Source organism: Bacillus sp. S14(2024) (assembly GCF_050473785.1).
Classification (GTDB): domain Bacteria; phylum Bacillota; class Bacilli; order Bacillales; family Bacillaceae_G; genus Bacillus_A; species Bacillus_A yunxiaonensis.
Genome location: NZ_JBFLUP010000006.1, coordinates 3397605 through 3410403 on the forward strand (window position 1 = coordinate 3397605; position 12799 = coordinate 3410403).

Annotated in this window: 15 protein-coding genes; 10 read left to right on the forward strand and 5 right to left on the reverse strand. The window is 35.7% G+C overall.

Translation table 11 applies throughout. The features are described 5' to 3' along the window. The first annotated feature begins 224 nt into the window (after positions 1 to 224). Both AB1279_RS17355 and AB1279_RS17360 read left to right on the forward strand, forming a co-directional pair. Positions 225 to 374 (forward strand): hypothetical protein, encoded by a 150-nt coding sequence (locus AB1279_RS17355; protein ID WP_336482677.1) that lies wholly within the window; start codon positions 225 to 227, stop codon positions 372 to 374. 275 nt (positions 375 to 649) lie between these two features. Then, positions 650 to 1564: a phosphotransferase family protein gene (locus tag AB1279_RS17360; protein ID WP_429760049.1), complete on the forward strand. Its 915-nt coding sequence runs from the start codon at positions 650 to 652 to the stop codon at positions 1562 to 1564. Here AB1279_RS17360 and AB1279_RS17365 read toward each other — a convergent pair. Then, positions 1561 to 1722, reverse strand: coding sequence for a hypothetical protein (locus AB1279_RS17365; RefSeq protein WP_429751148.1), 162 nt, complete (start codon positions 1720 to 1722; stop codon positions 1561 to 1563). The two genes, AB1279_RS17360 and AB1279_RS17365, sit on opposite strands and share 4 nt — an antisense overlap. Positions 1723 to 2376: 654 nt before the next feature. Then, positions 2377 to 3555, reverse strand: coding sequence for a M20 metallopeptidase family protein (locus AB1279_RS17370; protein ID WP_429760051.1), 1179 nt, complete (start codon positions 3553 to 3555; stop codon positions 2377 to 2379). 319 nt (positions 3556 to 3874) lie between these two features. On the opposite strand from AB1279_RS17370, the gene AB1279_RS17375 reads away from it, so the two are divergent. From AB1279_RS17375 to dltD, 5 genes are read left to right on the forward strand one after another with little or no spacing between them, the layout of a single operon-like run. After that, complete coding sequence (locus tag AB1279_RS17375) at positions 3875 to 4021, forward strand: teichoic acid D-Ala incorporation-associated protein DltX (RefSeq protein WP_429751151.1); 147 nt, start codon at positions 3875 to 3877, stop codon at positions 4019 to 4021. Between the two features lie 12 nt (positions 4022 to 4033). Beyond that, positions 4034 to 5548, forward strand: a complete 1515-nt coding sequence (gene dltA / locus AB1279_RS17380) for a D-alanine--poly(phosphoribitol) ligase subunit DltA (protein WP_429751152.1) — start codon at positions 4034 to 4036, stop codon at positions 5546 to 5548. Continuing rightward, complete coding sequence (gene dltB / locus AB1279_RS17385; RefSeq protein ID WP_429760052.1) at positions 5545 to 6735, forward strand: D-alanyl-lipoteichoic acid biosynthesis protein DltB; 1191 nt, start codon at positions 5545 to 5547, stop codon at positions 6733 to 6735. The genes dltA and dltB overlap by 4 nt, the downstream gene beginning before the upstream one ends. A 58-nt stretch (positions 6736 to 6793) precedes the next feature. Continuing rightward, on the forward strand, positions 6794 to 7033 hold the full coding sequence (gene dltC / locus AB1279_RS17390) for a D-alanine--poly(phosphoribitol) ligase subunit DltC (RefSeq protein WP_020061867.1): 240 nt from the start codon (positions 6794 to 6796) through the stop codon (positions 7031 to 7033). Then, positions 7030 to 8205 (forward strand): D-alanyl-lipoteichoic acid biosynthesis protein DltD, encoded by a 1176-nt coding sequence (gene dltD, locus AB1279_RS17395; RefSeq protein WP_429760053.1) that lies wholly within the window; start codon positions 7030 to 7032, stop codon positions 8203 to 8205. The genes dltC and dltD overlap by 4 nt, the downstream gene beginning before the upstream one ends. Before the next feature lie 31 nt (positions 8206 to 8236). Here dltD and AB1279_RS17400 read toward each other — a convergent pair whose 3' ends face one another. Then, on the reverse strand, positions 8237 to 9322 hold the full coding sequence (locus tag AB1279_RS17400) for an NAD(P)H-dependent flavin oxidoreductase (protein WP_429760054.1): 1086 nt from the start codon (positions 9320 to 9322) through the stop codon (positions 8237 to 8239). A gap of 114 nt (positions 9323 to 9436) precedes the next feature. Here AB1279_RS17400 and AB1279_RS17405 point away from each other — a divergent pair, with 114 nt between their 5' ends. Both AB1279_RS17405 and AB1279_RS17410 read left to right on the forward strand, forming a co-directional pair. Beyond that, on the forward strand, positions 9437 to 10339 hold the full coding sequence (locus tag AB1279_RS17405; protein ID WP_429760055.1) for a S66 peptidase family protein: 903 nt from the start codon (positions 9437 to 9439) through the stop codon (positions 10337 to 10339). 64 nt (positions 10340 to 10403) lie between these two features. Continuing rightward, positions 10404 to 10763, forward strand: coding sequence for a hypothetical protein (locus AB1279_RS17410; protein WP_429760056.1), 360 nt, complete (start codon positions 10404 to 10406; stop codon positions 10761 to 10763). Between the two features lie 26 nt (positions 10764 to 10789). Here AB1279_RS17410 and AB1279_RS17415 read toward each other — a convergent pair whose 3' ends face one another. Further along, positions 10790 to 11188, reverse strand: coding sequence for an SseB family protein (locus AB1279_RS17415; RefSeq protein ID WP_429760057.1), 399 nt, complete (start codon positions 11186 to 11188; stop codon positions 10790 to 10792). A gap of 346 nt (positions 11189 to 11534) precedes the next feature. On the opposite strand from AB1279_RS17415, the gene AB1279_RS17420 reads away from it, so the two are divergent. After that, entirely contained in the window at positions 11535 to 11717 is a 183-nt protein-coding gene (locus AB1279_RS17420; protein ID WP_336482665.1) for a DUF3913 family protein, read from the forward strand. A 23-nt stretch (positions 11718 to 11740) separates the two neighbouring features. Here the strand turns inward: AB1279_RS17420 and AB1279_RS17425 are convergent, their stop codons facing one another. Beyond that, complete coding sequence (locus AB1279_RS17425; protein WP_429760058.1) at positions 11741 to 12781, reverse strand: CPBP family intramembrane glutamic endopeptidase; 1041 nt, start codon at positions 12779 to 12781, stop codon at positions 11741 to 11743. Between the last annotated feature and the right edge of the window lie 18 nt (positions 12782 to 12799).

The following is a 12799-nucleotide window of genomic DNA, read 5'->3' on the forward strand; positions in this document are numbered from 1 at the left end:
TAACAGGCAGTTATCCCCCACCTATCTTCTGTAGAAAAGCGGAAGTGGCTCGTTCAGAATGCTAGGGGAATGGAGCTTCTGACGTAGAGGTGTTTTTTACCTCGTAGGAAGAAGCGAAGCCACCGAACATTCTAGCCACTGAGGCTGGACAATGCTTTCATCGAGTCTTGAGGTGGGGGTCTTACTGCCCGCAAATAGCTGGATAAAAGAAAGGACGAATTCATATGAATAATAACTCAGCAAATTCAAGTAAAAGGGTTATAAAAACACAAAAAGGATACGCTGGAGATTCTTTAGACAAACATAGAGCTATCGAAAGTGCGAATCTTGATTTGAGTAAAAAGGAGATACAGCAGCAAAACGAGAATTTATAAAGTTAAACTTCCACCAGTGAAGGGATCTTCATCCCCACTGGCGGAAAGCTCTCACCAATTGGGCGCATGCCAGCAGTTATCTTCCACCTATCTTCTGTAGAAAAGCGGCTCGCCCAAAATCGCAGGACGCCCTCGCCCAAGGCAGAGAGGCGCTTTTTGCCTCGTCCGAGGGGGCAGATTCTAGCCGCTAGAGCTGGACAACGCTTCTCTCTTAATCTTTGGGTGAGGATCTTACTGCCCGTTCATGTGGAATAATAAAAGAAAGAGGGGAAAAAATGACATATTATATGCAATACATTCGAAAAACACTCCCGAATTTGCCTATCCATTCCTTTCATCAAGATGAAAGCGGTTGGGATAATGTTGCTATTCTGATAAACGATGAATGGTTATTTCGATTTCCTAGAAAAGTTGAATACGCAAAAAAAATCCCTCGTGAAAAACAATTATATGAGGTACTGTCTCCTATGTTGCAAACACAACAAATAGAAGTACCAAACTATCATATTCTATACGAAAATAAAATAGATACAACTCCTGTTTGCAGTTACTATAAAATGATTCATGGTAAACCATTCAAAACATCTTACTTACATAATCTCTCAATTAATGAAAAAACAAAAATTGTTACCCAACTTGCATCATTTCTTGCTGCTTTCCATACAGTTCCTATTACACTTGCAAAAGAGTGGGGATTTCAAGTTGAACAAACAGCTGAATATTGGAAAAAGCTACATATGAAACTACAACATTATCTGTTTACTACATTTACAATAGAAGAAACGAAACGATTGAATAAACTATTCCAAACATTTTTAGAGCAATTATATACAAGTTCATCCTTACAAACAGTTATTCATGCTGACTTAACACACAAACATATTCTATTTCATCCTCTTCTTAAGCACATTGCTGGTATCATTGATATAGGAGATGCACAAATTGGTGATCCTGCATTTGATTTTGCTGGATTATACGCTGATTATGGCCATACCTTTACATTAGAAGTATACGAAGAATATGCAACTTTAACGAATAACAAGGATGCAACATTTTTTGAACGAATCATTTCCTTTTATCAATATAGTCCTATACTGCATGACCTTGTATATGGTTTTGAAACAAATGATACAAAGATAATTGAAGCATATCAACAAAAATTGTTACACGTTTTAAAGGGAATGCGCTAAACGCTTTCCCTTAATTTCTTTTCCTCAAATCCCATTATTTTCTTATCCATTTCTATTACTAATTTATACAGTTGAAATGCTTGAAAAATTTGTAGTCGTATCGAAAAAGGAGCCTTTTGTTTTTCTAACCATTGAAATACTTCTAATTCATTCCCCATTCAACATTCCTCCTCTTTATTTTTCATCCCCTTACACTATGAACTTAATTCATGAAACGCTTTTCATGTCAACAATAAAAAAAGATGCTTTTTCGCATCTTTTTTTATGATAATTCGCCATTATTTTAATCGAGGTTTCCTCTGTACTTACTCCGCCTCGCTCTCATCTTTAAGAAAGATAGTTTGCAAACTCTATACCAAAACGAAGGCACTCTTCAGCATCTTCATCTTCTGGCGTTGATTCTACTTTTAATCCTTTTAAGTACAACATAACTTTTTTTAAAAAATTGATGAAAAGGTACAAGCTTGTCCGGAAGACATACATATATTATAAATGAGCATAGTTCTTTCTTAACCCTCTCAAACGGAAAGAAATAGAAGCAACTGCGATACTCGCAGTTGCCTTTTTTTATCCCGTAATATAAAGTGAAGCTCCATCAGTAGGGGGTTTCTTCATCCCTCACTAATGGAAAGCCCTCGCCAATCCAGTTTATCTTCCATCTACCTTCTTTGCTTTCTCTGAATCTTGAGGTGGGGGTCTTACTGCCCGAAAGTAGCTGGATAAAGTGAAATTTCCATCAACAAAGAGATTCTTCTAAAAAAATTGCTTGTTACAGAACATCTATTTAACTATCCAATGTTTGTTAATTTACTTTACTCTTTCAATAACTTCATTGCCGCTTGCAAAAATAATTGTGCACCACGAATTAATGCTGTTTCATCCACATCAAATTTCGGATGATGATGTGGATAACAAGTATCTTTGTGTTTATTTCCCGTTCCTAACTTTATAAAACAGCCTGGAGCCTTTTGTAAGTATGCAGAAAAGTCCTCACCTCCCATAGAAGGAGAAAGTGAGATAATACTTTCTTTTCCAAACAATTCAATGGCACTATCTTCTACTATCTTTGTTACATAGGAGTCATTTATTACCGGATTGTATCCGTAACGATACGTGTATGAGTAGGTTGCATCATGTGCTGCTGTAATTCCCTTCACAATTTGTTCAATAATTTCTTTAGATTCTTGTCGTAATGTGTTCTCAAAACAACGCACCGTTCCTAGAATCGTTGCTGTCTCAGGAATGATATTATCAGCTGTTCCTGCATGAAATTGCGTGACTGATACCACCCGTTGTTCAAACGCATCCGTCCGTCTTGACACAAGATGTTGCAAATTCGTAATAATTTGTGCACCAATTGCAATAGGATCCACTGTTTGTTTCGGATGAGCAGCATGTCCTCCTCTTCCTTTAACTTCAATTGTAAATACATCCGGTGCTGCCATCATTGGTCCATAGGAAATTCCTATTTGTCCACTCCCCAGTCCTGACATTACATGAAGACCAATGACATAATCTACGCCATCCATAACTCCTGCTTCCACCATCTCTTTTCCTCCGCCAGGGTATTGTTCCTCAGCATGTTGAAACAAAAGACGAATTTCTCCACCCCAGTCTTCATTATATTTTGCTAACGCCTCAGCCACACCCAGCAAAATTGCTGTATGTGCATCATGACCGCAAGCATGCATAACCCCTGGTACAATAGATGCATATGGTTTCGCCGTTTGTTCCTGAATTGGAAGTGCATCTATATCTGCTCGAATCGCAATAACATTCCCTGAACCTTTTCCTTTTCTTCTTGCCATTACACTACATGTTGTTGGCCTTGTTAGGTCAAAATAAGAAAATGAGTGCAATGTATCATATATAAACTGTGCCGTATGCTTCTCCTGAAATGACAATTCAGGGTGCTGATGTAAATAACGTCGCCACATTCGAATGTTTTCTTCAGAAAGATATAATAACCAATCTACTTGAGATGATTTCATTCAGTTTAACCCCCTATTCTATTTTCAAGAATCTTACTCTATCATCATGACCTTATTCCTTTGTACAACAAGATTTTATGTACTATTTTAGTTAGAAGAAATATAATCATGCCTCTTTCATTTGCAAAGGAATTACAATTCTATCTGGAATGTAATATAATTGTTAAGTTAGGGATTTTCTTTTTTTATATTTAGTGCTACTATCAGAAAAGAGCCTTTTGATATTACACTTTCCTAAAATGTGGAATCTCTGTGTTTTTCAAAGTAATGTAGGATATGATACTTACATACGGATACTATTTTATAGAGGGGGACAGACATGAAAACAATAAAAGAAATATGGTCTCAACCACTCACGCAATGGGTTGCAAAAACTTGTTATTACCTTGCGATTTTACTTGCTTTACTATGGTTGTATGGATTCCAAGATACAAACACAAGTACATTTATTTACAATGAATTTTAGGGTGGGAGCGTTATGATGTTATTAGAACAAATCGAAAAGTGGGCGGTTGAAACGCCTGACCAAACCGCTTTCGTTTGGCGAGATGCGAAAATTACGTACAGACAATTAAAAGAAGACTCTGATGCATTAGCATCTTGGATTTCTTCTCAATATGAAGATGACCGTTCGCCAATTATGGTATACGGACATATGCAGCCAGAAATGATTGTCTGTTTCTTAGGGTGTGTCAAAGCTGGGCATGCGTACATTCCAGTAGATGTATCCATTCCAGTTGATCGTGTGCTACGTATTGCAGAAAGTTCTGGTGCAAAGCTACTTGTATCTCCAACAGATGTTACAATAGCTGATTTACCAGTTCAGATTGTTGATGGAACTAAATTAGAAGATATTCTTCTTACTCATAAAGGAAAAAGAGCAAATCCTGAACATGCAGTACAGGGTGAAGACAACTTCTACATTATTTATACATCAGGAAGTACTGGAAATCCAAAAGGTGTACAAATTACGTATAATTGTCTTGTAAGCTTCACAAAATGGGCAATTGAAGATTTCAACTTACAAACCGGACAAGTCTTTTTAAACCAAGCACCATTCTCATTTGACTTATCTGTTATGGACATTTACCCGTCATTAGTAACAGGCGGTACACTATGGGCAATTGATAAAGATATGATTGCACGTCCAAAAGATTTATTTGCTTCTTTGGAACAATCAGATGTACAAGTTTGGACGTCTACACCATCCTTTGCAGAAATGTGTTTAATGGAACCATCTTTCTCAGAAGGTATGCTTCCAAACATGAAAACATTCTTATTCTGCGGTGAAGTATTATCTAATGATGTTGCAAGAAAACTATTAGAGCGCTTCCCAAAAGCTACTATTATGAATACATATGGACCAACAGAAGCAACTGTTGCTGTAACTGGTATTCATGTAACAAATGAAGTAGTAGACAAGTATCAATCTCTTCCAGTCGGTTACTGTAAATCAGATTGCCGCATCATCATTATGAAAGAAGATGGTACTGTTGCACCTGATGGTGAAAAAGGTGAAATCGTAATCGTTGGTCCGAGTGTAAGTGTTGGATACTTAGGAAGCCCTGAATTAACAGAAAAAGCATTCACTGTTATTGACGGCGAACGTGCTTACAAAACAGGTGACGCTGGTTATTTAGAAAATGGACTTCTTTTCTATAATGGTCGTCTTGATTTCCAAATTAAACTACACGGTTATCGTATGGAATTAGAAGAAATTGAACATCACCTTCGTTCATGTTCGTATGTGGAAGCTGCTGTGGTACTTCCAATTAAAAAGGGTGAAAAATACGACTACTTATTAGCAGTTGTTGTTCCGGGTGAACATTCTTTTGAAAAAGAATTCAAATTAACATCCGCGATTAAAAAAGAACTCAATGAACGATTACCGAATTACATGATTCCACGAAAATTCATGTATCAATCTTCTATTCCAATGACACCAAATGGAAAAGTAGATCGTAAAAAATTATTGAGTGAGGTTACAGCATGACCCCATATGCATCATTTTATTTTTTCGTGATTGTGGGCATTTTGCTTATCCCTACCATCATTGCTGGGTTACAAGGGAAAATGCTGCGCAAATATAATGCGGTTGTAACACTTATTATGCTGGCGATTATCTTTTCGGATAAACCAAAACAAGCTGTTGCATTAGCAATATTTGCAATTTGGCAATTTATTTTGATTAAAGGATATTTAACACTGCGACAGCGTAATAACAAAACGAGCATCTTTTGCGCTGCTGTGATTTTGTCGATTTTACCGCTTATCTTAGTAAAAATCACACCTGTTGTACCAGCTTTAAAATCAACCGTATTTTTTGATATACCAGCTATAAAATTTGTCGTATTTCTTGGTATATCATACGTAACCTTTAGAGCGGTACAAATGATATTTGAAATTCGCGATGGGCTTATTAAAGAAATAACCCTATTTAAGTTTTGGGAGTTTCTTCTGTTCTTCCCAGCGATTTCAACAGGCCCGATTGATCGGTATCGTCGCTTTCAAAAAGATGTAGAGAAACCACCATCAGCTGATGAGTATAAGGCAATGCTTTATACAGGAATCAATCGTATTTTCCAGGGTTTTCTTTACAAATTTATTATTGCGTACTTAATTAAAAACCATATTTGGGATGCAGCAATTTCTAAACAAGCTACATTTGTTTCATTTATGACTGATATGTACTCGTACAGTCTCTATCTATTCTTTGACTTTGCAGGATATAGCGCATTCGTAATTGGTGTAAGTTATATGATGGGTATTAAAACGCCTGAAAACTTTAACAAGCCATTTTTAAGTCGTAATATTAAAGACTTCTGGAACCGCTGGCATATGACATTATCTTTCTGGTTCCGCGACTTTATTTATATGCGCTTTGTCTTTTTTGCGACAAAGAAAAAACTAATTAAAAACCGTTATACAATTTCTTATATCGGTGCATTTTTAAACTTTGGAATTATGGGACTTTGGCATGGACTAACGTGGTATTATATTACGTATGGCTTATATCATGCAATTTTGTTTATTGCGTTTGATATATTCGAACGTAAAAATAAAAAGCATAAGTTTTGGCCAAATAATAAATTCACACATGTCCTTGGAATTATCATTACATTCCATTTCGTTTGTCTCGGTCTCCTACTCTTCTCTGGTAACCTAGGCAGACACTTTTAGTTAAAAACTTCTTAGGAAGTTACACATAATACATTATGGATATAAAGGAGAATACACAATGGCTGAATTTAAAGATCAAGTATTAGATATTTTAGAAGAAGTATGTGAAAATGATATCGTAAAAGAAAATACAGATGTACAATTATTTGAAGAAGGTATTCTTGATTCTTTCGGTACAGTATCTTTATTAGTAGAATTTCAAGAACGTTTAGGTATTGAAGTGTCTATTTCTGACTTTGATCGCGACGAATGGGCAACACCAAACATGATTATTAAGAAACTGGAAGATATGCGATGAAAAAACCAACGTTTGGCCCGATGCTTCTAGCATTTGCTCTTTTTTGCGTGGTGTTATTTATCCCATCACGCTTCCTTTTACCACTTATCGGGGAGCAAAAGGTCAACGATGCCTCAACATCTTTAAAGAAAGAAATGTTCCAAGGCATTGCACTGCAACAAAAGGCGCTAGAAGATCCAAAATACCTTCCGATGTACGGTTCATCGGAATTTTCTCGGTTAGATGTATATCATCCATCTAACTACTTTAAAGTGAAAAATGAAGAATTTACTCCGTTTCTTATCGGTCGCGGTGGGACACAAAGTCTTACTCATGTGTTAAATCTAGCATCATCAATGGATCAGTTAAAAGATCGCAAAATTGTCTTTGTCCTTTCACCGCAATGGTTTGTAAAACAAGGGTTAGACGAAGTTCATTTTGCGCCAAACTTTTCATCTCAGCAAGCTTATCATTTAATCTTTAACAATGAATTAAAGCCTGAAATGAAAAAACAAATTGCAAACCGCTTATTAAGTTTTGAAATTGTTCGTAAAGATACACTCCTAAAAACTTCTTTAGAAGGAATCGTATATGACGATACAAAACATAAAGTGAAAGCGGCAGCAGCAAAACCATTTGCGTACGTATATCGTAACATTTTGGATCGTAAAGATTTAGTTACATCAATGTTTGATATTAAACCGCGAAAAACACATACGGATCCTGAATTAAAATCCCTTGCATGGAACGATATTCGTAACCGTGCAGAAAAAACTGGTAAAGCGGAATCACAAACAAATCCATTCGGCATTGAAGATCCCTACTATAACAAAGGGATTAAAAACAAATTAGAGCGTCTAAAAGGATATCGAGCAAATGAATCATTCAATGAATCGCCAGAATATGACGATTTCCAATTGGTTTTAGACATTTTAAAGCAACAGCATGCAAAACCATTATTCATTTCTGTGCCAGTTAATGGTCCATGGTATGATTATGCTGGATTCCCGAAAGAACGACGTGATGTGTACTATAAAAAAATAAATGACCAAATTAAAAAAGCTGGATTCCCAGTTGCAGATTTTTCAAGCCATGAATATGATAAGTATTTCTTAAAAGATACGATGCATTTAGGTTGGAAAGGCTGGGTATATGTCGACGAGGCACTTCAGCAATTTTATAAGAGTAACTAAAAAGAGCGCTTGAATTTTCAAGCGTTCTTTTTTATATATAGATTGTGCTTTGTAATCTTTCTAATGTCTCTTTCGCCTCTTTAATCACTCTCATTATAATTTTCTGTGCCTCTTCTGTTCTGGCTAAAGAAGAAGCTTGCCCTGCCCAAAGTGACATATATTGACTATTATTTTGTATCGCTGCTGCTTGGCGAATTTCTGTTGTTAATACATTTTGTATTGGATATACAGGAAATTTCCCTTCTTTACTTTCCAATTGTTCAATAAAAGTATTTCGAATCCCTCTCGCATATTTCCCCGAAAATGCACGAGTCATTGTCGTACTTTGGTCTGTACTCATTATAATTGCCTCTTTATGTGCCTCATGAGCTACACTTTCATAACAGGTTAAAAAGGCTGTACCCATTTGTACCCCTTCTGCACCAAGTGCATAGGCTGCCACTACTCCCCGTCCATCCATGATCCCACCTGCAGCAACAATTGGAATATGCGGAACAGCATCAACAAGCTGCGGAATAAGCGCAGTCGTTCCAATCATAGAATCTTGTTCTTTTCCTAGAAATGTTCCACGATGTCCCCCTGCTTCACTCCCTTGTCCAACAATAATATCTACTCCTAAATGAGCCAATATTTTCCCCTCTGCTACATTCGTTGCCGTACCAATTACTTTTATACCCTTTCTTTTTAATAATTCTATCTCCTCCTGTTTTGGTGTATCAAAAGTAAAACTAAAAACAGGAACATTCTCCTCAATAAGAACTTGCAGCTGTTCTTTGTAATTTTTCGGCAGATGTAACGTTTGCTTCGCTATTCCCAATTGTAATTTTTCTCGAATGGGCTTTAGCAGGCTTTGTGTCTCTTCTATTTGTTTTTCGTCAATTTTCACTTCTTTTGTAATAAATAAGTTTACCGCAAACGGCTTATCTGTTAACTGACGAATCGTACGTATGGCTAAACGGATTTGTTCAGGGCTCATATATCCTGCACCCAATGTACCCAATCCTCCACTGTTAGATACAGCGGCTACTAGCTCTGGGGTTACAATTGTTCCCGCCATCCCCGCCTGAATAATAGGATATGTAATTTGCAGTTTCTCACATACTCGACTATGGAACATCTTTTCTTCTCCCCTTTCTCTTATACTTTCTTGTCATACCAAATGATTTCCTTCTTTTCACAAGGATCGAATATCATATAAGTGAATATAGTGAAAGAAAAGGAGGGAATTTTGATGCAGTATCCTAAACCGTTAAAATACGGAGATACCGTTATGATCATTGCTCCAGCAGGTCCACCATCTATAGAGCATATTCTTCAAGCAAAACAAAAATTAGAAGAACTAGGATTGTTCGTTATAATTGGACAAAGCGTACAAGAAAAACGAGGCTATTTAGCCGGCGATGATGCCATTCGTGTTCATGACTTACACAAAGCCTTCGCAGATCCATATGTAAAAGCTATTTTTTGTGCAAGAGGCGGATATGGTACCGGTCGCCTTCTGCCTTATATTAATTACGCACTAATTCGAGATAACCCAAAAATCTTTTGGGGATATAGCGATATTACAGCTCTACATATTGCTTTTGGACAATTTTCACAACTCGTCACTTTCCATGGTCCTATGATGGAGGAATTGGGAAAAGGCCTTGATTCTCTTTCTTTTTCCTCCTTCAAACAACTCTTCCATCCGTACTCTACTATTTTAGAAGGAGCAGAATTTATTCATTCTTTTGCTTGTTCTATCACCGCCCCTCTTATAGGGGGAAATTTAGCTGTAATTACAAGCACACTCGGTACACCTTACGAAATTGATACAAGAAAGAAACTACTTTTATTAGAAGAAATTGCAGAAGAACCGTATCGCATTGATCGTATGTTAAATCAATTACGCTTAGGAAAGAAATTTGAACAGTGTGCCGGTGTAATCTTTGCAAGTTGTCACAACTGCACATCTCCAAAACCATCTTTATCTATTTCTGAAATTCTATATGATTACATTATCTCTTATAATATCCCTCTTTTAAGCGGTTTACCAATTGGGCATATACAGCCAAACATAGGAGTGCCTCTTGGCGTTCCTGCTACAATAAATGGAAAACAAAAAACGCTTTCTATCTCTTCTGGTATAAACTAAAGCTTCCATCAGTAAGAGTTTCTTCATCACCCATCTATCTTCTTTAGTTCCTCAAAACCTTGAAGTGAGGGTCTCTGTTACTGTCAACTTATATGGAAACAAAAAAGGAGAAGCTTGTCTTACTTCTCCTTTTTTGTATTCAGTTATTCTTATTGTTATCATTCTTGTTTCGATAATTCAAGTAATTCAAATTATTCATATAGTTCCAGTTATTCCAACAGCAGTTGTTGTTATTGTTATTCTTGTTGTTGTTATTGTTATTGTTGTTGTTATTATTGTTATTATTGTTGTTATTATTGTTATTACGATTATTCCAATAGTTCCAGTTATTCCAACAGCAGTTGCTGTATTTGTTGTTGTTATTATTGTTATTGTTAGCCATCTATCTCCATCCCCCCTTGGTCAAGCTACTAATACTATATGACGCATAGGAGAAATGGTAACGGTACTTTATAGATAATAATTAAAAATTCTTTCCGAAGCAATATCAGCAATTTCTGGAGGTGTAAATGTTTTATCAAGATCTGTACCAATATTTAAGACCGCTGTTGCTTCCGCATCAATGTTCTCAAATAATTCTTTTCCACGAATCGTAATCACAGGTACATCTTCAGGCAGTACGGCTTGTAAAAATTCAAGCTGTGTAAAAAATGGTAAAATCCATCTTCCATCACCTTGGAAATAACGTAAATGCACTGTTCCTTGTGAATCTCCTTCTTTTACATCAACTGTTCCTGCAACATAAACATATGTTGTTAACAATGTTTCGTAAAATTCTTTTTGTTTTTGTTTATCATCATCAGCTAATGCTAATAATGTTTCTAGTTTTTTTACTGGAATATGTGCCATACGCTGCCACCTCTGTTTTCAAAATTATTGTAATGTAATTATACAAAATATTCTTATTTTTTTCTATAAAATTATTCTTTATTTTCTCACTATAATATTAAAGTAAGAAACTTTTTTTACTACAATCTTTATCTAAGCAATTCAAAATTTCTTCTACGGTCACAAGTGTTGTAAATTCATCGCAAAGATTCAGAAATGTCATTAATACCTAATGTTGAACATGTCTTTCATGAGTGAAAATTTTTTTGTTAAATTCATTCAAAAAATACGTTAAAACCCCTTACAAAAAGAATAAAAATGTATTATTATGTATTAAAATACAAAAAAATAAGAGAGGGGCATCACGGTGAAAATTTGGTTTTACGAAAAGACAAAGACAATGGATGATTTGCTTGGTATTTGGGACAATGTTCCAACTATTCCGAGAATCGGTGAAAAAGTAGAAATTTTAAAGAAGGTACGTACTGTAACAGATATTAAATATATAAAAAACGGAAACAATTTCCACGTAGAAATACTTATTTACTAAAGAGAAAAGCTCTCCATTTTTCTTTAGGAGAGCCTTTCTCTTTCATCTGCTTTTTTAATCACAATTGTATCATCAACTAGTTCCACTTTTACATAATCACGTTCTTCTAAACGCAAATGATTGACAGCTTCATCAGGCAATTCGACAGCCATATAGCGTTCGGTTAATACAACTTGACTATATGTGGCTTGCTGTGCAATCAAGTCAGCTTGTTTTTCCTCTTGAATGATCCGTAATGATGGCAGTCCAACTTCTTTTACGGTACGCCAATTGTTACGAATAAAGGGAACAAGCCATAATAAGCTAATAATAATAATAACCAAACCAACCCATAAATTACTCTGTGCTTGCAGATCAGCGATTTTCACTGCTTCTTGTGCGCGGCTGCTATCACTGAATTGAATGATGCTAACAACACTATTGTTTAAGGCATGCACAATAATATTTGTCCATAAGCTTTTTGTCTTAATGTATAAAAGACACATAACGACGCCAAATAAAAACGCACCAATCACATCAATATGCCCGAATCCAAAAATAAGTGAAGAAACGATAATAGCACGTTTCACACCCCATTTATACGTCATTCGATTTAAGAAAAAGCCGCGAAAAATCACTTCTTCCATAATTGGGGCAAAGATACAAGCTGAAATCACACTAAAAATCTTTGTAAAAGTAGTACTCATATCAATAACATTTCCATTACTTAATAAATTAACTAGAAAATCAGGAATTAGCTGAGCTAATATGTAATATTGAATAAAAGATATACCAAATGAAAAAATCATTCCCATAGCAGTAGCAATCAAAATTAGCGCCCATGGAATTAATGCTGGTTTATCAAAAAAACTTGTAAATACTGCGTTATGTTTTTTCATCTTATAAAATAACCAAAGTAACGGAAAAACAAAGAACACCAATGTTTCTGAAACAAACTCAAATGAACTGCTTTTAATACTCCCTAATAGAAGATATGCAATGAATGCACCTAAAATCATCCATCCAAAAAAACTTCGAAGTCGAATACGTGAAAATGCAAGATTAATAGAAAACACCTCCAACATGATATATTCACATTATAT